The following is a 22,369-nucleotide window of genomic DNA, read 5'->3' as shown; positions in this document are numbered from 1 at the left end:
GATTCAGACCGAGGTCTGCGTGCCCAACGCCTCCAGGAACGACCTCGCCCAACGGTCAACGTCGTGGGTGAGGACTTGGCGGCGCAGCGCGCGCATCCTACGGCGGCCTTCGGCTGGATCGATGTCGAGGGCGGCCTGCAACGCGTTCTTGACACCGTCCAGATCATGGGGGTTCACCAGGAACGCGCTGGTCAGTTCTGCGGCGGCGCCGGCGAACTCGCTGAGCACCAGAGCTCCACCAAGATCATATCGGCAGGCCACGTACTCCTTGCACACGAGGTTCATTCCGTCCCGAACGGGCGTGACGACCATGACGTCCGCCGCGCTCATGAACGCGACGAGCTCCTCTCGGTTCACCGACTGGTGCAGGTAGTGCACGACGGGCTTGCCCACGCGGCCGAACTCGCCGTTGATCCGGCCGACGGACTGCTCGATGTCCTGCCGCATCGTCTTGTAGTGGTCGACGCGCTCCCGGCTCGGCGTCGCGAGCTGGATCATCGTGACGTCCTCGGGATCCACGCGGCCGTCCGCGATCAGCTCGTACAGAGCGCGGATGCGGACGTCGATGCCCTTCGTGTAGTCGAGGCGGTCCACACCGAGAAGGATGCGCTTCGGGTTGCCGAGGTCCTCTCGAATCTGCCTCGCGCGGGCCTGCGTCTCCTTGCGCCGGGCGACGGCGTCGAGTCCCGCGCTGTCGATCGAGATCGGGAACGCGCCGACCCGCACCGTGCGGTCACCGACCTGCACGACACCGGGCCGGGTGCGCACGCCGACGGTGCCGCGGCTCGGCTCCAGGCCGACGAGGCGGCGGGCCAGCCAGAGGAAGTTCTGCGCGCCGCCGGGCCGGTGGAAGCCCACCAGGTCGGCGCCGAGCAGGCCGCGGATGATCTCCGTGCGCCACGGGAGCTGCATGAACAGCTCGACCGGCGGGAACGGGATGTGCAGGAAGAAGCCGATCTTGAGGTCGGGCCGCTGCTCGCGCAGCATCGCCGGCACCAGCTGCAGCTGGTAGTCCTGCACCCACACCGTCGCGCCCTGCGCGGCCACCTTCGCCGTCGCGTCGGCGAAGCGCTGGTTGACCCTCACGTAGGTGTTCCACCAGTGCCGGTGGAACGCCGGCTGGGCCACGACGTCGTGGTAGAGCGGCCAGAGCGTGCCGTTGGAGAAGCCCTCGTAGTAGTCCTCGACCTCCCGGGCCGAGAGCTCGACGGGGTGCAGCAGCAGGCCGTCGTCCTCGAACGGCGCCACCTCGGCGTCGGCGATGCCGGGCCAGCCGACCCAGGCGCCGCTGTGTGAGCGGAGGAACGGTTCGAGCGCGCTCACCAGTCCGCCGGGGCTGTGCTTCCAGCGCTCCGTTCCGTCGGGCAAGCGCTCCAGGTCGACCGGGAGCCTGTTGGCCACGACTACGAATTCCGCCCCGTTCTCGCCAATGTCCATGCTCACAAATGCCCACGTTAGTGCTGATGCGAACGTGTCGCGTGTCGTGTAACGGCCGTCACAAGGAGGTTCACTCCAACCGACGCTTCGTGGGCTTGAGAGGCCCGGACAGGCGCGGCCCGGCGAACTTGCGCTCCAGGCGGCCCAGCCCGGTGCGCACGGGCTGCGCCAGGTACTCGCCGAACACGACACCCCCGGCCAGGGCGAGGGCGATGCCGCTGGCGAAGACGAGGGTGCTCAGGCCGGCCGGATCCCCTTCCGCCGTGAGCTGGAACAGGCCCCGGTAGGTCGTCCAGCCGGGCAGCAGCGGCACCACGCCCGCCTGCACGACGACCAGCGTCGGGATGCGCAACCGGCGGGTCAGCGTCGCGCCGCCGAACCCGGTGATGGCGGCGGCCACGGCCGACGCGAGCAGCGCGTCCAGCCCGGCGCTCGTCACGAGGCCGTAGGCGGCGGTGCCGATCCCACCGGAGAGGGCGGCGGCGACGAGCGCGCGGGGCCGGGCGTAGCTGGCGAGCGCGAAGAACGCACTCGTCGCCGCACCGGCCGCGAACTGCATCGGCACCGCGGAGATCAGGGCCGGCAGGGGGTCGCTGAGCTTGATGTCGAGCCCGAACTGGACGGCGGCGCGGATCGCCAGCGCGACGCCCGCGATCAGGCCCGCGCTGAGCAGCACCGTCTCGACCGTGCGGCCCGCGGCGGTCACGTTGTAGCCGGAGATCGCGTCCTGCACGGTGCTGACCAGCGCGAGCCCGGACAGCAGCACGACGATCCCGACGGCGACGAGCAGGCTCGGCCGCACCGGCAGCAACCCGGTCGCGTAGACGGCGAGCGCGGCACCCGTGCCGAGCGCACCGCCGACCAGCTGCTGGAAGAAGAACGGCAGCGCACGGCGGTTCAGCAACCGGCCGACCCGGTCGACCACCGCGGTGATGGCCGCGGCGGTGAGCGCGAGCACCAGCCCGCCGCCCACGAGGAACGCCACGGAGGCGGCCATCCCGCCCCACGCGGCGGTCGCCACCCAGCGCGGGTACGGGTGCTTGGCGTTGACGATGTCCTCGAGCCGTGCGTGCGCCTCCTCGATCGGCCCCGGGTTGCGCACGAGCTGCTCCACGTCCGCCAGCCGGGTGTAGTCGAGACCGCGCTGCCGGACGACGCGGATCGAGGTGATCGGCAGTGCCTCCGTGCCGCGGTGGCACGACACGCTGATGGAGGTGTAGATCACGTCGACTTCCGTGTGCGGCAACCCATAGCTCTCTGTGACGGAGAGAATCGTCGCTGTCACATCGGCCGCACCGGCTCCACTGGCCATTTGGACCTCACCGATCTTCAATGCGAGATCGAGTACCAGGTGAACCGTGGTGTCATCGGGCAGAGCAGGGCCGTGCAGGCTGTTCGTGGAAATGTTGCGCACCTCCGTCGTGGATCGTGACGGGCACTTCGGCTGTTGCTGTGTCATCGGCCACCTCCGATCGGGCGACCCGAAAAAGAGGACATGATCACTGTCCGTTGGTTACCCTCCTGACCTGGTCAAGGCGGTCGTCACGACGCTTTGGGCCACTCGGTTGGTTGGCCCGACTCCGGTCGGAGCAATCCGATCACACTGAGAGCAGACCGTTCGCCGCAGGTAGCACCCGCAACGGGCGCTTACGATGTTCGCGAACACCGACCGGCCGGCGTAGCTCAATTGGCAGAGCACTCGCCTTGTAAGCGAAAGGTTAGGGGTTCGATTCCCCTCGCCGGCTCCACCGGAGAAGAGGGTTCGCCCAGGTTGGCGGGCCCTCTTCGCATTCACTCCGCGCCGTCGTTCAGTTCTTGCGGACGAGCCCGGTGAACCCCGCGACGCTCAGCGTGGCGAACGACCAACCCAGGACCTGCACGGCCCAGCCTGCTCCGGTCGCCCACTGCCCGGCTGGACCGTTCGCCAGTTCGCACCTCGGTGTGCCACCGAGCTTCACGAGCGGGATCGCGAGATCCGCCGCAAGACTGATCCTGTTCACCGGTGAACAGGCGTCGGCTGGGCGGTCCTTGGCCGGTGTGAGGCCGTTGAACTGCCCTGCTGTCCACACGAGACCCATCGCCAGCAGGAACGTCACCAGAAGTCCGGCCACCGCTCGTGACGGCCGGTAGCCGTAGCCGAGAGTGACGCCCAGGAACCAGTGCCACAGCTTGTTGCCGGGGTCGCCGTGACGGCGGAGGTCCTCCTGCTGCGCGATCAGCGCGCGCCGGGCCTTGTGCTCGTGGCCCGCGGCGCGGTGAACGGCAGCGAGCTGCTGGTACGGCTGGGCTTCGTAGTGGCGGGTGTGGTCACGCAGCATCGTGAGCCACACGTCGATGTCGTCCGGCTGGTTCGCATAGGTGAGACCGTCCAGCGCCACGGTGAAGCCTTCGGCTTTCATCCACTCCGACTCGCTGAGGTGGAGCTGGCCGCCCACCTTCGTGCCGGCGAGTTCGAGTTCGCAGCCCCGGCCTCGATTGGTCAACTTCGTGGACTCGATGACGAGATCGCCGTTCACGGCGGTGCCGGTGAGGTCGAGGGCCGCGAACCTGCCGGCTGTGCTGATCTCGGCGTCGGTGATCGCGATGCTCGCGCCCACCTCGGTCCGGTGCAGCACCACGGCTTGGCCGAGGCGACTCCGCACCGAGCCGCCGAGGACGAGCGTGGAGCCGACGCGGGTGTCGATCATGGAGATGGTGTCGGCGTCCGAACGAGCGTCGAAACCGCCTTCCAGCAACACGTCCTGCGAGAATGCCGCTCCGTCGAGGCACAGCGCCTTGGCACCTCGCAGCACGGCGCCGTTCATCCGCAAACTGGAGGCCTTGGCGTCGAACAGCTGCACGGCGAGCGCGTCCTTCGACCTGACGAAGGCTCCGGTGAGTTCGACGTCCGCTCCCACCTTCGCGTTGTGCGCGATGAGCGCGACGCCCGACTCGCTGACGACCACGGCCTCGCGGAGGTTCAGCTCACCACCGATGTCGCAGACGTCGAGCACGACCTTGCGGGCGTACAGGCCGGTGGCGGTCATGCTCCGGCTGACGTGCAGGCCGGACGCGAACAACCTCGTCGTGCTGGCCCCGGACATCAACAAGGAGCCGTCGATGCGCGCGTTTTCGAGGTCCACCGTTCCGCTGCAGCGTGCGCGCTCCAGGTTCAGGTAGCGGGTGCGCAGGTTCTCCGCGCGCAACTCCGGCAGCGTGGACCCCTCGAGCGACAGCGCGGGCAGTTCGGTGTCGTGCATCAGCACGTGTTCTTCGAAGACGCAATCGTCCAGCTGCAGGGCTGTCGAGGTGCTGATGAAGCTCAGGTCCAGCACGCCGGTGACGCGGACGCCCACCAGCAGGAGACCGCGCGGATCCACCTCGCCCGACCGCACCAGGTCCCGGATCGCCGTGGCGCGCACCACGTTGTTCCCACGGCGTGAGAGGTCGAGCACCGCACCCGCCCCGGCCGCGCGGATCATGTCCTGCTCTGTCCCACTAGGACGTGACATTGTTGGTCCCATGTCCTACCTCGCGGATAGCGCGCGCTACGACCAGATGACCTACCGGCGGACGGGGCGCAGCGGTCTCAAGCTGCCCGCCATCTCCCTCGGTCTGTGGCACAACTTCGGCGGTGACCGGCCGTACGAGTTGGGCCGGGGCATCGCGCGGAGGGCGTTCGACCTCGGTGTCACGCACTTCGACCTCGCCAACAACTACGGTCCGCCCTACGGTTCGGCGGAGATCACGTTCGGGCAGATCCTGAAGGATGATCTCAGGCCGTACCGCGACGAGCTCGTGATTTCCACCAAGGCCGGCTACGACATGTGGGACGGGCCGTACGGGGAGTGGGGCAGCCGCAAGTACCTGCTGAGCTCGCTCGACCAGTCGCTGACGCGGATGGGTCTCGACTACGTCGACATCTTCTACTCGCACCGGTTCGACCCGGAGACGCCGCTGGAAGAGACGATGGGCGCCCTGGTCAGCGCCGTGCAGCAGGGCAAGGCGCTCTACGTCGGCATCTCGTCGTACTCGCCCGCGAAGACCCGCGAGGCCGCGCAGCTGCTCAAGAGCGCCGGGGTGCCGTTGCTGATCCACCAGCCGTCCTACTCGATGCTCAACCGCTGGATCGAGCCGGAGCTGCTGGACACGCTGGAGGAGGTCGGCGCGGGCTGCATCGCGTTCTCGCCGCTCGCGCAGGGCATGCTGACCGACCGCTACCTGAACGGCATTCCCGAGGGATCGCGTGCCACGCAGGGCAAGTCGCTGTCGACGGACCTGCTGAGCGAGCAGAACCTCGGCCGCATCCGGGCGCTCGACGAGATCGCGAAGTCGCGCGGGCAGTCGCTGGCGCAGCTCGCGCTGACCTGGACGATCCGCGACCCGCGCGTCACGTCGGCGTTGATCGGCGCGTCCTCGGTCGGGCAGCTGGAGCAGAACCTCGCGGCCCTGCAGGCGCCGCCGCTGACCGACGACGAGCTCGCCCAGATCGACGAGCACGCCGTCGAGTCGGGCATCGACCTGTGGGCCACGTCCTCGCAGGCGGAATGAGCTAGCCCGCGTGCCGGGGGAGGCGGATCGTGAAGACCGTCGACCCCGGCCTGCTGGTCAGCGCGATCGTGCCGCCGTGCGCCTCGACCAGCGACTGGACGACGGCGAGCCCGAGGCCGCTGCCGCCGCGCTGGCGGGTCCGGGAGTCGTCCACGCGGTAGAACCGGTCGAAGATCCGCGCCTGGTCGTCCTCCGGGATGCCGGGACCGGTGTCGGCCACGCGGATCACCGCCCAGCCGTTCTCGGCCGTCACCTCCACCGACACGGCGGTGCCGGCGGGGGTGTGCACGGCCGCGTTGGTCAGCAGGTTGTCGAGCACCTGCCGCAGGCGCGCCGGATCGGCGGTCATGGTCACCGTGTCGGCGTCCAGCGACAGCTCGTGGGTCTGCCGAGCCGTGCGGAACGCGTCGGCGGCCGCCTCGGCGACCACGGACAGGTCCACCTCCTCCGGGCGCAGCGGCGGTTCCGACTCCGCGGAGTCCAGGCGGGCGAGCAGCAGCAGGTCGTCGAGCAGCACGCTCATGCGCGACGCCTCCGAGCGCAGCTTCTCCAGGTGCTTCTCGCGTTCGCCGGGTTCGTTGGCCGCCGCGTACTTGAAGAGGTCGGCGTAGCCGCGCAACGAGGTCAGCGGCGTGCGCAGCTCGTGCGAGGCGTCGGCGATGAACCGCCGCAAGCGTTGTTCTGCCGCCGTGCGCGCGGACAACGACGAGTCGATGTGCGCGAGCATCTTGTTGAACGCCTCGCGCAGCTCCTCGACCTCCACGCCGCCGCCACGTCCGTCCACGCGCGCGTTGAGGTCGCTGGAGTCGGTCAGGTCGTGCGAGGAGATGTCGTGCGCGGTGTCCGCCATGTCCGACAGGGGGCGCATGCCCTTGCGGATCAACGCCTGCCCGCCCACGACCAGCGCGACGAGCGCGGCCAGGAACGCGATCACGCTGACGGTGACGAGCTGGGAGATCGTGCCGTCGCGGTCGGTCATCGGTGCCGCGCTGACCACGATGAACTCGTCCTGGACGATCTGGCAGGCGCGCAGCCGGAACCTGCCCTCGCCGCGCAGGTACTCGGTCTGGAACCCGTCGGCCGTCAGCGCCTTCTTCGCGAGGGCGTCGAACTCCTCGCGGTCCTGCGGCTGCTGGCCGCCGGGCAGGGCCGTGACGCCACCGTTCTCGATCTTGTAGACGACGGCGAACCAGTCCGGCGGGATCTTGGTGACCTTGCCGTAGTACTCGACCTCCTTGGCCGCGCCCTGCTGGCTGATCACCATCTGGTCGTCGAGGCGGCGGTCGAGGAACGACTGCATCGAGGCGACCATCACCCAGCCGACGATCACGAACACCGTGAGCGCGAGCGCGCCCAGCGCCAGCGCGAGCCGGGTGCCGAGCCGCCAGTCGCGCATCGGCTTCCAGGCGAGCTTCACCGCGGGCTCACTGGGCTGCTCGGCGGAGCACGTACCCCACACCGCGCACGGTGTGGATCAACGGCTCGCGGCCGTCGTCGAGCTTGCGGCGCAGGTGCGAGATGACGAGCTCGACCACGTTGGACCGGCCGCCGAAGTCGTACTCCCACACGTGGTCGAGGATCTGCGCCTTCGTGAGCACGGCCGGGGAGCGCCGCATGAGGTACCGCAGCAGCTCGTACTCGGTCGGCGTCAGCGTCACGAGCTTGCCGCCGCGGCGGACCTCGCGGGTGTCCTCGTCCATCACCAGGTCGGAGACCTTCAGCACGGACCGCTTCCACGACGGACCGGTCGAGCGGCGCAGCACGGCCCTCAGCCGGGCCATGAGCTCTTCGACCGAGAAGGGTTTCACGAGGTAGTCGTCGCCGCCTCGGGTGAGACCCGCCACGCGGTCCGCGGTGCCGTCACGGGCCGTCAGGAAGACCACGGGCACCATCGCGCCGGCCGACCGGAGCCGATCGAGAACGGTGAACCCGTCCAGGTCGGGCAGCATGAGGTCGAGCACCACGATGTCCGGCTGGAACTCGGCCGCCTCCCTCAACGCCTCTTCGCCGTTGAGCGCGGTCGCGGCCTGCCAGCCCTCGTACCGGGCGACGGTCGCGACGAGGTCAGCGATGTGCGGCTCGTCGTCCACGACGAGCAATCGAACCGAGTTGCCCTTGTCCACGTGCTCATGGTGCGCCACCCGGTGGTTCCCCCGCTCGATCGACAGGAAGTCGACAGCGCGGGCAAAGGAGAGCCACAGCCGCGGCGCAGAGGATCGACCACGACCGCCGGAGACCGCCCGACCGAGGAGCCCGCCGTGACGACCACCCTGCAGCACCCCGCGCGACCGGCGCGGGCCGGCCGGGCGACGCCGCACGAGGTGCTGGCCAAAGCCGGCCTCTACGTGTTCCTCCTGGCCAACGCGGCGTTCGTGACGTACCTGTTCAACGCGGCGGGCGTCGGCTCGAACAAGCTGGTCAACTTCGGCAGGCTCGCGGGCCTCTACGGCGCGCTCGCGATGGCGTTCCAGCTGCTGCTGGTGGCGCGGCTGCCGTGGCTCGACCGGCGGCTCGGCATGGACAAGCTCACCTCGTGGCACCGCTGGGTCGGCTTCACGATCTTCTGGATGCTGATCGGGCACCTGGTCTTCATCGCGTTCGGCAACGCGGGCTCCGAGGGGCCGATCGCCGAGGTCGTCCGGCAGGCGACCGAACTCGAAGGCGTCCTCCGCGCGCTGGTGGCGTGGGCGGTCATCATGGTCGTCGGCGTCGTCTCGGCCCGTTTCGCGCGGCGCAAGATGGCCTACGAGACCTGGCACTTCATCCACCTCTACACCTACATCGCGATCTTCCTCGCGTTCTCGCACCAGGTCGCGGTCGGCAGCACGTTCCGCAAGTCCGCGCTCGCCACGGGCTACTGGTGGGGGCTCTGGGCGTTCGCGCTGGGCTCCGTCCTGATCGGACGCGTCGTGCTCCCGCTGTGGCGCAACTGGCGCCACCGGTTCCACGTGGCCGCCGTCGTGCCCGAGGCGCACAACGTCGTCTCGGTCTACATCGAGGGCAGGGACCTCGACCGGCTCGGCGCCCAGGCCGGCCAGTTCTTCCTCTGGCGGTTCCTGACCAAGGACCGCTGGTGGCAGGCCAACCCGTTCTCGCTGTCCGCCGCGCCCAACGGCAAGTACCTGCGGCTCACCGCGAAGGCGCTCGGCACCGGCAGCGCGGACATCCGCAACGTCCAGGTGGGCACCCGCGTGTTCGCCGAAGGCCCGTACGGCGCCTTCACGACCATGCACCAGATCAAGCCCAACGCGCTCCTCGTCGCGGGCGGTGTCGGCGTCACGCCGGTCCGCGCGCTTCTGGAGGAGATCAAGGGCCACGTCGTGGTGCTGTACCGGGTCGGCGACCCGCGCGAGGCGGTGCTGCTGCGCGAGATCGAGGGCCTCGCGAAGGCCAAGGGCGCGGTGCTGCGCCTGGTCACCGGCTCGTCGAAGACGATCACCCCGAACGGCCCGCTGCTCGGCCCGGAGAACATCGCCGCGCTCGTGCCGGACGTGCAGGACCGCGACGTGTTCATCTGCGGCCCCGGCGGCATGACCGACGCGGTGATCACCAGCCTCGACGAGCTGGGAGTGCCCAGCAACCAGATCCACGCCGAGCGCTTCGCGCTGGCCGACTGAGAGGGTCCGACGACGTGAAGAGGGCAATTCCCGTTCTGGCGCTGAGCGTGGCCGGTCTCGTCCCGGTCTGGCTCTACTCGCCGGCTTCCGGCCACGAGGGCGAGATCAGCGAGGTCGCCGCACCGGAGGCGCAGCAGCAGACGGCGCCCCGGAGCACCCAGGCCGCGCCCAAGTCCACCGGTGCCGCGCCGAAGACGACGCAACCCCGCCAGCAGCAGACCACCCAGCAGCAGACCACCCAGCAGCAGGCGCAGAACCGCAGCGTCTCCGGGCCCGCGGTGAACACGTCCGAGGGCACCGTGCAGGTGCAGGTGGTGTTCCAGGGCACCAAGATCGTCGACGTGAAGGCGTTGCGGGCGCCCAACAGCAACCCGACCAGGACGGCGCTGCCGCTGCTGCGCGAGTCGGCCCTGAAGGCGCAGAGCGCGGACATCGACACGGTGTCCGGCGCGACCGCGACCTCCGAGGGGTACAAGCAGTCGCTGCAGGCCGCCCTCGACGGGGCGAGGTAGGGATGTCCGTGCGGCGCGTCGACCACGTCATGGGCCTGCCGATCTCGGTGGACCTGCGTGACGGGGACGCCGCACTGGCCGAGCGGGCGTTCGCCTGGCTGCGCGAGGCGGACGCCCGGTTCTCGCCGTTCAAGCCCGGCAGCGAGGTGTCCAGGTTGGACCGGGGCGAGCTCACCGGGGAGGAGCTCAGCCCGGACCTGGTCGAGGTGCTGTCGCTGTGCGACTGGTACGAGCAGTCGACCGGCGGCGCGTTCACGGCGCGGCTGCCGGGACGCGGCCTCGACCCGTGCGCGGTCGTGAAGGGCTGGGCCGTGCAACGCGCGGCGGACGTGCTGCGCGAGGGCGGCGCCACGTCGTTCTGCGTCAACGCGGGCGGCGACGTCGTGACGGCCGGCGAACCGGAACCCGGAAAGCCTTGGCGCGTCGGTGTTCGGCATCCCGACCTCGCCGACCGGCTGAGCGTCGTGCTCGGCGTGCGCGACGGAGCCGTTGCCACGTCAGCGTTGTACGAACGCGGTCAGCACATCCTCGACGGCCGCACCGGGCAGCCCGTGACGGGGTTGATCTCCGTCACGGTCTTCTCCGACGACCTCGCGATCGCGGATACCACTGCCACAGCGGCGTTCGCGCTGGGCAGGGAGGGGATCGGGTGGGCGGCGGCGCAGGAGGGGTGCGAGGTCTTCATCGTCGACGAAGATCGTCGCGTGCACTCGAGTCCTGGACTTCCCGTGCACATCTGTTAGCATGATCGCCCAACGGAGCCTTGACTCCGGGGCACGTTTCGTTGATCAAGAGCTGGATCGGAGCTCGCGCTCGGGGCAAGTCCCGGCCTGCTGTCGACCAACTGCTCGTGCGAGAAAGCCTGCTGTGTTGCGAATTCGGGAGCGCAACCCAGCAGGCTTTTTCTGTGTCAGGCGTAGCGGTCCTCGTTGAAGTCGAGGTTGACCGCGGACATGCCGAGGTCGCGTCCCATCGCGTCGAGCACGTCCACCATCTCGAGGCCCATCAGCCAGTCGCGGGGCAACGCGTCCGCGCCGTGCAGCGCGCCGAGGATGTTCCCCGTCAACGCCGCCGTGGCGTCGCTGCCGCCGGAGTGGTTGGCCGCCGCGCGCATCGCGTCGACGAACTGCGCCGGCTTCGGGTGCGTCAGCACGGTGTAGACCGCTATCGCCAGCGCCTCCGGACCCGTCCAGCCGCTGCCGAGCCGGTCGACGCGCACGGGTGACTGGCCGTCGTGCTCCTCGGCCAGCACCACGGCTCGCGTGAGGACGGTCGCGGTGTACGTGTCGTCGCGCAGCACCCGGCCGATGACCTGGTCGACGGCCTCGCGCACCGGCCTGCCCTTCACGGCGAGCAGGTGCACCAGCAGCGCCAGCGCGCCACCGGACACCCAGCCGCCCGTGCCGCCGTGCGTCAGCGCGGCGAAGCGGCAGCCCAGGTCGTACGCGATCGCCGCGGACGGCGCGAAACCCGCCGGAGCGGTGCGCGTCACGCCGTTGCAGCCGGACGACTCGTTGTGCGGGTTCTCCGGAGTGGACGGTGTCTCGGCAGCCAGCGCGCGCAGGCACGTCAGGCCCGGCGAGCGGCTCTCGTACAGCCGTTCGTCGGCGAGCAGGCCCACCGCGCCCTGCTCGGGAGCCGGTTGCTGCTGGGTGACCAGCCACCGCCGGTAGCTGTGCCAGACCATCTCCATCGGTTGCCACTCGCCGGTGCGCTTGCCGCGCACGTACGCGCGCAGGTAGCCGTCGGCGGTGAAGAGGGTCAGCTGGGTGTCGTCGGTGAACAACGCGGGCTTCGGAGGTCCCAGGACGCCCTCGGGGCCGTGTTCGCGCTGGATGTCGGCCCAGCCGAGGTACTGCACAGGAGCACCGAGCGCATCACCGAGAGCGCCGCCGAGGAGACACCCGGCGCCGCGGTCAACCACGGAGTTCCGATCTCGCGGCACCCGTGAACAGTAGCGCCCCGCGAACTCGGGCCGCACTTGTATCTGGGACGGCCCCCCGCCCACCTGTTGAAGTGACGAGGTCGGCACGGGAGAGGGAGGGGCATGCGGAGCAAAACCGGACTCGAGTTCGGCGTGCTCGGTCCACTCCAGGTGCTCGCCGACGGACGGCTCGTCCAGCTGGGCCGCCGCGGCATGCGCGGGCTGCTGGCCATGCTGGTCGTCGAGGCGAACCGACCCGTCTCGATCGACCGGATCGTCGACGCGCTGTGGACGGACGCGCCTCCGGCCACGGCGCGGACCATCGTGCACGGTTACGTCTCGCGGCTGCGCAAGGTGCTGGAGGAGGCCGACCCGTCGGCCTCCGCGACCATCCGCACCACGCCGACGGGGTACCAGCTGACCGTGGACCCGTGGCGTCTCGACCTGCACCGCGCCCGGCAGCTCGTGGCGTCTGCCCGCGGCAAGCCCGCCGCCATCAGGGCGGGCTTGCTGCGCGAGGCGTTGGGTCTGTGGCGCGGCCCGGTGCTCGTGGACGTACCGGGCGACCCGATGACCTCGGGCCTCGAGGAGCTGCGGCTGTCGGCGTTGGAGGAACGCATCGACGCCGAGCTGGAGCTGGGCCGCCACCTGGAGCTGGTGGGCGAGCTGCGCGGGCTGTGCACCGAGTACCCGTTCCGGGAACGCCTGGTCGCGCACAGCATGCGCGCGCTCTACCGGTCCGGGCAGCGCGCCGACGCCCTGGAGGCCTACCAGCGGTTCCAGCGCCGTGCCGTGGACGAGCTGGGCATCGACCCCGGACCGCAGCTGCGGGCGCTGCACGAGCAGGTGCTGCGCGACGACCCGGCGCTGAGCGTGGTCGGTCCCGTCGAGTCGCGTCCCGTCGCACCGCGGGCGGGGATCGTGGCGCCCGCGCTGCTGCCCGCGTCCGCGTCGAGGCTGTTCGGCCGGGACGACGACAAGGCGTGGCTCGACACCGTCTGCGCGGCCAGGAACCTGCTCGCGACGACCGTGGCCGTGCTGACCGGTGCGCCCGGCGTCGGCAAGAGCGCCCTCGCGATCACGTGGGGGCACGAGAACTCCGCGATGTTCCCGCACGGCGTGCTGTTCGCGTCGCTCGGCGACACCGAGCCCGGTGAGGTGCTGACCAGGTTCCTCGTGGCGCTGGGCGTGCCGGCGGACGGCGTGCCGGTCGCGGTGCAGGACCGCGTCGGCCTGTACCGCTCGTTGCTGCACCGCCGCCGCGTGCTGGTGGTGCTGGACGACGCGACGGCCTTCGACCAGGTCCAGCCGCTGCTGCCGCCGGGGTCGGGCTCGGTCGTGCTGGTGACGTCGCGGTCACAGCTCGAACGGCTCGTCGTCACCCACAGCGCCCGCGTGCGCAAGCTCGGCCCGCTGGACGACGACGCCGCCCGGGAACTGGTCGACGACGTGCTGGGCAGGTCCCTGTCGTCGGAGGACCCGGTGGCGGCGAAGAAGCTCGCGGAGCTGTGCGGCGGGCTGCCGCTCGCGCTGCGGGTGGCGGCGGCGAAGCTCGTGATCAGTCCGGAGTGGACCGTCGAGGAGCTGGTGGGGGAGCTGGCCGACGACGGTCAGCGCCTGCGCGGCCTCGACCTGCCCGAGGCCGGGGTGGGGGTGTCGCGCGCGCTCGACCTCTCGACGCGCGCCCTGCCGTCCGAGCTCGGCGAGGTCTTCCAGTCCGTCGGCCTCGCACCCGGCCGGTGGATGTCGTCGCACGCCGTGGCGGCGCTGACCAGCACCCGCGTCGAGTCGGCCCGCGACCGGCTGACGCAGCTCGTCGAGGTGAACCTGCTCGTCGAGCCGTGGCCGGACGGGTTCACGATGCACGAGCTGGTCCGGCTGTACGTGCGCGGAGTCGGCCGTGCGGACCAGGATTCGTTGCGGCGCCTGGTGAACTACTACCTGGTCGTGTGCGACCACGTGCGCCGCGCCATCCGGCCGGCGCGCGACGGTCTCGACTTCGCGTTGCGGGACAACGGGTCCACGTCCCTGCCGGCGTTCGACGACCCGGTCGGCTGGTTCGACCGGGAGTGGCCCAACATCGTCGCGGTCGTGCACGCGGCCGCCGAACGGGGTCTGCACGACCAGGTGTGGCAGCTCGTCCGGCTGCTGCACCACTACGCGACCGTGCGCGCGCTCACCGGCGAGTGGGTGGCGCTGGTCGGGTTCGGCCTGGCCGCGGCCGAGGTGACGGGGAGCCGCCTCGGCCAGGTCCTGATGCTGGACACGACCTACACGACGAACGCCCGGCTGGGACGACCCGTCCTGCTGCCGGACGCGCGCCGTGCGCACCGGCTCGCGACCGAGCTGGGGGAGCGCCAGTACCTGGTGCTGACGCTCGCCCAGCTCGCCGACGTCCTGTTCCGCCTGCACCTGCACGACGAGGCGCTGCTGCACTTCTGGGAGTCGGTGCAGCTGGCCCAGCAGTCCGGCGACACCGTCGGCGAGGCCCACGGCCTCAACAACGTGGCGCAGGTCGAGCAGGCCCGCGGCCACGTGGACGTCGCCCTGCGGCACCAGACCCACGCCGTCGAGGTGTACCGGCGCTCGGGCGACCAGGTGGCGTTGGTCCGCGGCCTCGCGAACCTCGCCGAGCTGCACCTCGACGCGGGAGACCTCGACCAGGCCGAGCTGCTGGCCCGCCAGGTCGTCGACCAGGCCGCCGTCGCCGACGTCCTGCACCTGGAGGGCTTCGGCCGCCACGTCCTCGGCTCGGTGTTGCTCCGGCGGGCGGAATGGGTTGCTGCGGCAGCGGAATTGACGGAGGCGCTGCGCCTGTACTCCCAGGTCAACTCGGCCCGCGCGGTCGAGGTGCGGGCTCTTCTGGACTCGCTGTCGTCCGAGGTTTAGCGGGCGTTTAGTCATCTGGTCCCAAAACATGGGATGTTGGACGTGCAGGCAGCCGAGTGGGGGATTGCCGAGGGGGTAAGGCGCCTGCACCGGAAAGGAGCCCGACCGGCATTCGGGGGAGAGTGCCGGTCGGGCTTTCCGCTCCTAGCCGTAGTTCTCCTCGGTGCACCGCGCCAACGGCAAGAGCTCCGGCCGTTTCGGCGCCAGCCCGTCCCCCATCGACTCGCCCCTGAGCGTGCGGCCGATCCACGGCACGACGTGCTCGCGCGCCCACTTCAGGTCGGCCTTGCGCTGGGTCACCCAGTCCGCCTGCTGGAGAGCGGGCCACGGCTCGTTCCAGGAGGGGCTGTCGATCAACCCGAGCACCTCCGCGGCCTTGAGCGCGACCCGCCGGTGACCTTCGGGCGACAGGTGCAACCTGTCCTCGCCCCAGGCCCGGCGGTCGTGCAGCACCTGCATGGACCACAGGTCGACCATCCGGCAGTGGTAGCGCTCGGCGATCGACCACAGGTGCGAGTTGTAGATGGCGATCTTGCCGCGCAGGCTTCTGAGCAGCGGGGTGGACCGCGTGTCGAAGCCGGTGAAGATGAGGACGTCCGACCCCGCGGCCCTGAGGTCGGCCACGGCCACCTCGTAGACCTCGGCGACCGCGTCGGGATCGCTGTTCGGCAGCATGATGTCGTTGCCGCCCCCGCAGAACGTGACGAGGTCGGGCTTGAGGGAGATCGCGAGCGGCACCTGATCGTCGATGATCTCCTGCAGCATCTTGCCCCTGACCGCGAGGTTCGCGTACCGGAACTCGGGTCCGTTCCGGGCGAGCATCCCGGCCAGGCGGTCGGCCCAGCCGACGTAGGTGTCGCCGGGCCCCGGGTCGTCCATGCCCTCGGTGAAGCTGTCCCCCAGGGCCACGAGACTGTTCCATCGCAGCAGCACTGCATCCCCCTTCGCTGTCCGCCGGGCCTGTCCTGCCCCGGCGGAGTCCTGCGTCCGTCCGCCGGGCCTGCCCGGCCCGGACGGGGTGTCGCCAGGCCGCGGGATCCGTCCGGCCGCTGTGGCGGTTGCGCGGATCCTGCTCCGCCGCGGTGCCGGCTCCGCTGCCGAACCGCCGCGGTGGTGTTGCGGCCGTCGCTCGCGGGCTCCCATCCGCAGGCGACTGGTGAGCATGCACAACGAACGCCTGGTTACGCCACCGTCGGTTACGGCATCGTAGGTTCCGCCGCAGCGGGCGACGATCCTTTTACCACTCGTTCGAGGGAAGCTGGAGAGCGTTCCAGGGGATTCGTCCCGGTCGGTCGCTACCTTCTGCCGGGTGCGATCTGGTTTGCCGCTTCCGTCTCTTTCCGTGGGTGTCGCGCTCGTCACAGCCGGGGTGGTCGCCGGGCTGGTGATCGGCGGGTTGCCCGGTGCCGCGCCGGGTGGCGGGGGCGATGGTGGGCCCGGTGAGCCGGAGGTGGCCCAGATCGGCGGTGACCAGCCGCCGATGGAGTTCGCGCCCTCGTCCGGTGCGGTCCGGCCCACTCGGGGGAGCCGGGCGGTTGTCGTCACTCCGCCGCCTCATTCGCACCCCGTGGTCACTCCTGAGGGAGGTGCGGCTCGGGAGAGTTCGGGGGCGGCTGCGGAGAGCGTCGTGGGGACGACTGTGTTGCCGTCCGGGGTCGCGCCTTTGTCTTCCGGAGTTCTGGTGTCTGAGGTTTCTTCCGTGGTGGCGCCGGTTCCGTAGTTGGTCGCGTTGGTGGAGCGTCCGGGAAGACGCTCGGCTTCGCCTTCGCGAGTGGTCTTGGGTTTCCGTTGCGGACACCGGGTGTGGGCCTTTCCGAGGGGGCTCCGCCGCCGACAGCCCCCTCGGAAAGGGGTGGGACCACTGCTCGGGGCGCCGCCGCCGAAAGCCCCGAGCAGTGGGCTGGGCCGTCTCAGGAGGCGCCGCCGCCGGTCTGCCCCCTGAGACGGGGCTGTCTACCCGCTGGCCGCCACGTCCAGGGTGGCTGCCGGCAGGTGGTCGCTGTAGGCCGAGCGCAGCCTCAGCTCCGCGCTCGGCGAGGCCCCGATGTGGTCGAGGCCCAGGAGTGCCGCGCCCACCACCGGTGGCACGTCGACCAGGCGGACCCGGGCCAGCGGGGCGGCTTCTGCGATCTGCCTGCTGACCGGGCCCACCACCACGTCACCGGTGTTCGTGAGGACTCCGCCGCCCAGTACGACGTCGACGGGCTCGTCCACCAGGTTCAGCTTGCGCAGGGACACGGTGGCGAGGAGGACGATCTCCTCGATCAGGCGGTCGACCTGGTGCAGGGCAACGGAATCGCCCTGTGCGGCCACCTCGAAGACCAACGGGCAGAGGGCGTGCGGGTCCAGTTCGAGCTCCTCGAAGTGGATCTTCTCCACCACGTTGAGGATCGAGGTCTCGCCGTAGTGCTCCAGGAGAGCGGGGAGGAGGAGGGTGGGCCGGCCCCGGCCGTCCTCCGCTCGCACCGCGTGCCAGAGGGCGTCGTTGCCCAGTTGGCCGCCGCCTCCCCAGTCGCCGGAGATGGCGCCCAGGGCCGGGAAGCGGTGGGTTCGGCCGTCCCGGGCCACGCCCACCGCGTTGATGCCCGCTCCGCACACGACCGCCACACCCCCGGCGGCGGCGGTGCCCGCGCGGAGCAGGGCGAACGTGTCGTTGCCGACGAACGTCGTGCGTGACCAGCCCCGCTCGGAGATCGCTCGCGTCAGGTCCTCCTCCTCGCGGGGCAGGTCTGCTCCCGCGAGGTAGGCGGACGTGTGCGCGGCGATCGGCTCGTCGGGGGACAGTCCCGCCTGAGCTGCGGCCTCGCGTGCCAGTGCCTCGAACACGTCGAGTCCGCGCTTCATGCCCACGGTCTGCGGCGGGGCGCCGGGGCCGCGCACCTGCGCGAGCACCTTGCCGTCCGCGTCGACCAAGAGCACCGCGGTCTTGCTGTTCCCGCCGTCGATGGCGAGCACCCGGTCGGTCATCTGTCAGTTTCCCTTCACCCACGGCAGCAGGTCGCGGTTCTGCGCGATCAGCTCGTCGGCCAGCCGGTCCGCGAGCGCGTGCTGACCGATCAGCGGGTGGGCGAGCAGCGCGTTCGCCACCCGGTCTCGGCCGCCGTGCCTCGCTGCTTCCAGCGCCAGGTACTCGTACGCGGTGACGTGCGAGATCAGGCCGGAAATGGACGGTTCCACGGGACGGACGGGCAGCGGCGTGCCGCCGTTCGAGTCCACTGTGGAGGACACCTCGACCACGGCGTCGTCGGGCAGGAAGGGCAGAGAGCCGTTGTTCCGCACGTTCACGACGTGCCTCTCGGCTCCTTCGCCGCCGGTCAGCGCGTGCACCAGCTGCACGGCCGCCTCGGAGTAGTACGCGCCGCCGCGCTGCCCGAGCTGCTCCGGCTTCGTCACGACCGACGGGTCGCCGTAGATGTCGAGCAGCTCCTTCTCGACGGCGGCGACGACCTCTGCCCGCGGCGGCTCGTTCAGCTGCTTCTTCACGACGGCGTCGTGGTTGTAGAAGTAGTTCAGGTAGTACGACGGCACCATGTTCAAGCGTCGCATCAGAGCGCCGTCGATGCCGATGTGCTCGGCCAGGCCCTCGACGTGGTCCCGCAGGAGCTCCGGCAGTCGGTCGACGCCGTCCACGTGCACCCCGCGTTCCCAGGTGAGGTGGTTCAGGCCGACGTGCTCCAGCTCCACGGTGGACGGGTCGACGCCGAGCAGGGCGGCCGTCCAGCGCTGGAACGTGATCGCCACGTTGCACAGGCCGATCGCCTTGTGGCCCTCCTGCAGCAACGCGCGCGTCACGATGCCGACCGGGTTCGTGAAGTTCACGATCCACGTGTCGGGGCCGGCGAGGCGGCGCACCTCGTCCGCGATGTCCAGGACCACCGGCACGGTCCGCAGGGCCTTTGCGAGGCCTCCCGCGCCGGTGGTCTCCTGGCCGACGCACCCGCAGGTGAGCGGGAACGTCTCGTCCGAGGCGCGCGCCTTCTGCCCGCCGACCCGCAGTTGCAGCAGGACCGCCGACGCGCCCTCGACGCCTTCTTCGAGCGACGAGGTGGTGCGGACCTTCGCCGGGTGTCCCGCGTGGTCCAGCAGGCGCTGGCTGAACGGGCCGACGAGGCCGAGGCGGTGCTGGTCCGGGTCGACGAGGACGATCTCGTCCACCGCCAGGCTGGTGCGACGGCCGGCGATGCCGTCGACCAGCTCCGGTGTGTAGGTGGACCCGCCACCGACGACGGTGAGTTTCACCCTTTTACCCCCGTGAACGTGATTCCCTTGACGAACGACTTCTGGGCGAAGACGAAGAGGACGACGGCCGGCACCATCGTCAGGAACGTCACCGCCATCGACGAGTTCCACTGGACGATGTGCATGCCCTTGAACGTCGCCAGGGCCAGCGACAACGTCCACTGGTCCTTCACCTCGCCGGTGTAGAGCAGCGGGCCGAAGTAGTCGTTCCAGGTGAAGAGGAAGCAGAACAGCGCGGTGGCCGCGATGCCGGGCTTCGCCATCGGCACGATGATCCGCACCAGCGCCTGGAACTCCGAGCAGCCGTCCACCCTCGCCGCGTCCACGTAGGACTGCGGGATGGTGAGCATGAACTGGCGCAGCAGGAAGATGCTGAACGCGTCGAACAGGAAGTACGGCACGATCAACGGCCACAGCGTGCCCGTCAGGCCCAGCGACGACCAGGTGTCGTACAGCGGCACGGCCACGACCTGCGGCGGCAGCATCATCGCGCCGATGACGAGCAGGAACGCGAGGTTCCGGCCGCGCCACTGGAGCTTCGCGAGCGCGTAGGCCGCCGGGATCGACGAGATCAGCATGCCCGCGGTCGCGAGGAGCGAGTACGTGAGGCTGTTGACCAGGTACCGCAGCAGCGGCGCCTTGTCGAAGACCTCGACGAAGTTCTCCCAGTGCCACTCCGCCGGCCACAGGTTCGAGGTGAACGCCTGGTCGTCCGACATCACCGCGGTGAGGAAGACGAACACGACGGGGGTGGCGAACATCAGGCCGAGGGCGAGGCCGATCGCGTGCGTCGCGACCCAGTTCAGGAAGCTGCCCGTGGAACGCCGGCGGCGTGGCCGCTCCGGTTCCGCGGGGACGTCGACCGGTGGTTTGGTCAGCGTGGCGGTCATGCTCCCGGACCCCCTTCCTCAGCGCTGGAGTTCTTGCGCATCCGCTGGACCAGCACGATGGTCACGGCGAACGAGATGACGAACAGGACCGTGGCCATCGCGGCCGCGTAGCCCATGTCGAAGTAGCGGAAGCCCTGCGTGTACAGGTAGACCGGGAACGTCAGCGTGGAGTTGTCCGGGAAACCGAGGTACTTGGTCGACCCGGTCGCGTCCGCCGCTCCCGAGCCGGCCGACCCCGCGACGACCGCCTGCGTGAAGAGCTGCAGCGCGAGGATCACCGAGTTCACGACGCCGAACAGCAGCACCGGGGAGATCGTCGGCAGCGTGACGTGCCACCAGCGCCGGATCGGGCCGGCGCCGTCGAGCTCGGCGGCCTCGTACTGCTCCTGCGGCACGTCGAGGATCGCGGCGAGGATGATGATCATCAGGTCGCCGGAGATCCACAGCATGATCGCGGTGATGCCGGGCTTGGCCCACGCCGGGTCCGAGAACCACAGCGGCGAGTCGACGCCGAACCAGCCGAGGACGCTGTCGACCGGGCCGCCGTTGGGGCGCAACACCATGAAGAACACGAGCGTCGCGGCCACCGGCGGTGCCAGGGACGGCAGGTAGCAGAGCGTCCGGATCAGGCCGACGCCCGACTTGAGGCGCGCGATGACCGATGCCACGCCCAGCGCGAACACCGTCCGCGCGATCGTGAGCACCACCACGAACCAGAGCGTGTTCGCGATCGCCTTGGTGAGCAGGGGATCTTTGAACATGAACTCGTAGTTCGCGAGCCCGTTGAACTCCGGCGGGTTGATCAGGTCGTACTTTGTGAAGCTGAAGACGACCGTGGTGACCAGCGGGTAGCCGAAGAACAGGACGAAGCCGATGATGGCCGGGGCCAGGAACCCGAGCACGGCGAGGCGGTGCCGGGCACGAGCCCGCCCCCTGCGCGGGGCGGGCCGAGCGCCAACGGAGGCGGTCATCGCGCGAATCCCTACTTGCCGCTCTTGGCGATCTGGTCGTCGATGTTCTTGTCGACTTCCTTCAGACCGGCTGCGAGGTCGGGGACCTTGCCCGACAGGTAGGAGACCGAGAAGTCCGTGACGGCCTTGATGTGCGCGTCACCGACGGGGGTGACGGGGTTGCCCTTGAGCTTGTCGCTCCTGGCGAGGTCGATGAACGTCTTGAACTGCTCGTCCACCTCGAGCTTCGGGCTCTCCAGGGCGGCCTTGGTGCTCGGGACGTTCTTGATGGCGTTCGAGAGGTCGACGATCGTGTCGGTGTCGAACGACAGGTGCTTGATCAGCTCCCACGCGGCGCCGGGGTTCTTGGCGCCCTTGGGGATGCCCATGATCGTGCCGGTGGTGAAGGCGGTGCCGTGGTCGGCCGGCTTCAGGGTCGGGAACGGGGCGGTGCCGAACTTGATCTGCGGTGCCTGCGCCTTGAGGAACGCGGTGCGGTACTCACCGTCGATCATCATCGCGATCTTGCCCTGGTGGAACGCGTGGTCGGCCGAGTACTCCTGGCCGAGGCCCGCGCGGAACCGCTCGAGGGCGTCGTAGCCGTAGAAGTCGACGAGCTTCTTCTGGAACTTCAACATCTCGCTGAAGCCGGGCGAGCTCGCGAGCGAGGACTTGCCGTCCTTCTCCCACTCCGCGCCGAACGACGGCGCGAGGATGGTCGGGCGGTTGGCGTAGAAGCCCATCGTGGGCAGGTAGCCCGCGACCTCGATGTCGCCGTTCGGCGCCTTCTTGGTCGCCTTCACCGCCGCGTCGTACAGCTCGTCGAGCGTCTTCGGCGGTGCCGTGATGCCGGCCTCGGCGAGCTTGTCCTTGTTGAAGTACATGGCGTACACGTCGGTGAGCATGGGCATCGCGCAGCGGTTGCCCTTGTACTCGGTGTACTCCTGGACCGCGGGGGAGATCTGGTTCAGGTCGACCTTGTCGCGCTCGATGTAGGACTTCAGCGGCTGGAACGCCCCGGAGGAGCAGAACTGGCCGATGTTGTCCGTGGTGAACGACAGCGCGACGTCCGGCGTGTTGCCCGACCGGATGCCCGCGGTGATCTTGTCGTCGTCCTGCGAGCCCTCGTGCTTGATCTCGATGTTGGGGAACTTCTCGTTGAAGGTCTTGAGGGCCTTGGTGACCTCGACGAGCTCGCGGTCGGAGTAGTTGCTCCAGACCGTGAGCGTCAGCTTGTCGTCCTTGCCAGGAGCAGCCGCGGCGTCGGAACTCGCGCCGCCGCCCTTGCCCGCCGCACATGCGGTGAGGGTCAGCGCTGCGACCATTCCTGCGGCGACACAGAGCAAGGCAGCACGGGTGTGCTCGCGCATGTGCACTCCTT

At 70.0% G+C, this 22,369-nt stretch carries 17 protein-coding genes and 1 tRNA gene; 6 read left to right on the top strand and 12 right to left on the bottom strand.

Translation table 11 applies throughout. The features are described 5' to 3' along the window. Positions 1–3: 3 nt before the first annotated feature. Both BLQ91_RS15395 and BLQ91_RS15390 read right to left on the bottom strand, forming a co-directional pair. Positions 4–1,437, bottom strand: a complete 1,434-nt coding sequence (locus tag BLQ91_RS15395; RefSeq protein ID WP_090097508.1) for an alpha,alpha-trehalose-phosphate synthase (UDP-forming) — start codon at positions 1,435–1,437, stop codon at positions 4–6. A 70-nt stretch (positions 1,438–1,507) separates the two neighbouring features. Then, positions 1,508–2,896, bottom strand: a complete 1,389-nt coding sequence (locus BLQ91_RS15390; protein ID WP_090097507.1) for a threonine/serine exporter family protein — start codon at positions 2,894–2,896, stop codon at positions 1,508–1,510. A 213-nt stretch (positions 2,897–3,109) separates the two neighbouring features. Here BLQ91_RS15390 and BLQ91_RS15385 point away from each other — a divergent pair. Then, positions 3,110–3,185: transfer RNA gene (locus BLQ91_RS15385), tRNA-Thr, on the top strand. A 60-nt stretch (positions 3,186–3,245) separates the two neighbouring features. Here BLQ91_RS15385 and BLQ91_RS15380 read toward each other — a convergent pair. Then, positions 3,246–4,898, bottom strand: coding sequence for a hypothetical protein (locus BLQ91_RS15380; protein WP_090097506.1), 1,653 nt, complete (start codon positions 4,896–4,898; stop codon positions 3,246–3,248). 40 nt (positions 4,899–4,938) lie between these two features. Between BLQ91_RS15380 and mgrA the strand changes: the two genes are divergently transcribed. Further along, positions 4,939–5,967: an L-glyceraldehyde 3-phosphate reductase gene (gene mgrA / locus BLQ91_RS15375; RefSeq protein WP_090097505.1), complete on the top strand. Its 1,029-nt coding sequence runs from the start codon at positions 4,939–4,941 to the stop codon at positions 5,965–5,967. A gap of 1 nt (position 5,968) precedes the next feature. On the opposite strand, the gene BLQ91_RS15370 is transcribed toward mgrA, so the two are convergent. Then, positions 5,969–7,363, bottom strand: a complete 1,395-nt coding sequence (locus BLQ91_RS15370; protein ID WP_090097759.1) for a sensor histidine kinase — start codon at positions 7,361–7,363, stop codon at positions 5,969–5,971. Positions 7,364–7,391: 28 nt separating this feature from the next. Continuing rightward, positions 7,392–8,108, bottom strand: a complete 717-nt coding sequence (locus BLQ91_RS15365) for a response regulator transcription factor (protein ID WP_090097504.1) — start codon at positions 8,106–8,108, stop codon at positions 7,392–7,394. A 117-nt stretch (positions 8,109–8,225) separates the two neighbouring features. Here BLQ91_RS15365 and BLQ91_RS15360 point away from each other — a divergent pair, with 117 nt between their 5' ends. Genes BLQ91_RS15360 through BLQ91_RS15350 form a run of 3 tightly spaced genes read left to right on the top strand, consistent with a single transcriptional unit; the run spans position 8,226 to position 10,839 of the window. Further along, positions 8,226–9,584: a ferredoxin reductase family protein gene (locus BLQ91_RS15360; RefSeq protein WP_425412482.1), complete on the top strand. Its 1,359-nt coding sequence runs from the start codon at positions 8,226–8,228 to the stop codon at positions 9,582–9,584. A gap of 14 nt (positions 9,585–9,598) precedes the next feature. Beyond that, the gene (locus tag BLQ91_RS15355) at positions 9,599–10,096 is read left to right on the top strand and encodes an FMN-binding protein (RefSeq protein ID WP_090097502.1); all 498 of its coding nucleotides are present in this window, start codon (positions 9,599–9,601) and stop codon (positions 10,094–10,096) included. Between the two features lie 2 nt (positions 10,097–10,098). Next, complete coding sequence (locus BLQ91_RS15350; RefSeq protein ID WP_245733438.1) at positions 10,099–10,839, top strand: FAD:protein FMN transferase; 741 nt, start codon at positions 10,099–10,101, stop codon at positions 10,837–10,839. Positions 10,840–11,006: 167 nt separating this feature from the next. Here the strand turns inward: BLQ91_RS15350 and BLQ91_RS15345 are convergent, their stop codons facing one another. Then, the gene (locus BLQ91_RS15345; protein ID WP_090097501.1) at positions 11,007–12,041 is read right to left on the bottom strand and encodes an ADP-ribosylglycohydrolase family protein; all 1,035 of its coding nucleotides are present in this window, start codon (positions 12,039–12,041) and stop codon (positions 11,007–11,009) included. Positions 12,042–12,143: 102 nt separating this feature from the next. Between BLQ91_RS15345 and BLQ91_RS15340 the strand changes: the two genes are divergently transcribed. Beyond that, the gene (locus BLQ91_RS15340; RefSeq protein WP_090097500.1) at positions 12,144–14,909 is read left to right on the top strand and encodes an AfsR/SARP family transcriptional regulator; all 2,766 of its coding nucleotides are present in this window, start codon (positions 12,144–12,146) and stop codon (positions 14,907–14,909) included. Positions 14,910–15,053: 144 nt separating this feature from the next. Here BLQ91_RS15340 and BLQ91_RS15335 read toward each other — a convergent pair whose 3' ends face one another. From BLQ91_RS15335 to BLQ91_RS15310, 6 genes are all read right to left on the bottom strand, one after another. Next, positions 15,054–15,842, bottom strand: coding sequence for an SGNH/GDSL hydrolase family protein (locus tag BLQ91_RS15335; protein ID WP_342670643.1), 789 nt, complete (start codon positions 15,840–15,842; stop codon positions 15,054–15,056). A gap of 1,020 nt (positions 15,843–16,862) precedes the next feature. Next, positions 16,863–17,876 (bottom strand): N-acetylglucosamine kinase, encoded by a 1,014-nt coding sequence (locus tag BLQ91_RS15330; RefSeq protein ID WP_090097498.1) that lies wholly within the window; start codon positions 17,874–17,876, stop codon positions 16,863–16,865. A 3-nt stretch (positions 17,877–17,879) separates the two neighbouring features. Continuing rightward, positions 17,880–19,148: a 6-phospho-beta-glucosidase gene (locus tag BLQ91_RS15325; RefSeq protein ID WP_090097497.1), complete on the bottom strand. Its 1,269-nt coding sequence runs from the start codon at positions 19,146–19,148 to the stop codon at positions 17,880–17,882. Further along, complete coding sequence (locus BLQ91_RS15320) at positions 19,145–20,038, bottom strand: carbohydrate ABC transporter permease (protein WP_090097496.1); 894 nt, start codon at positions 20,036–20,038, stop codon at positions 19,145–19,147. The genes BLQ91_RS15325 and BLQ91_RS15320 overlap by 4 nt, the downstream gene beginning before the upstream one ends. Then, positions 20,035–21,009 (bottom strand): carbohydrate ABC transporter permease, encoded by a 975-nt coding sequence (locus BLQ91_RS15315; protein WP_090097495.1) that lies wholly within the window; start codon positions 21,007–21,009, stop codon positions 20,035–20,037. The genes BLQ91_RS15320 and BLQ91_RS15315 overlap by 4 nt, the downstream gene beginning before the upstream one ends. Positions 21,010–21,020: 11 nt before the next feature. Continuing rightward, complete coding sequence (locus BLQ91_RS15310; protein ID WP_090097494.1) at positions 21,021–22,358, bottom strand: ABC transporter substrate-binding protein; 1,338 nt, start codon at positions 22,356–22,358, stop codon at positions 21,021–21,023. Positions 22,359–22,369: the final 11 nt, after the last annotated feature.

The organism is Lentzea jiangxiensis (assembly GCF_900104175.1).
Classification (GTDB): Bacteria; Actinomycetota; Actinomycetes; order Mycobacteriales; family Pseudonocardiaceae; genus Lentzea; species Lentzea jiangxiensis.
The sequence above is the reverse complement of the archived record's forward strand: the minus strand, read 5'-3'. Positions and strand labels throughout refer to the sequence as shown.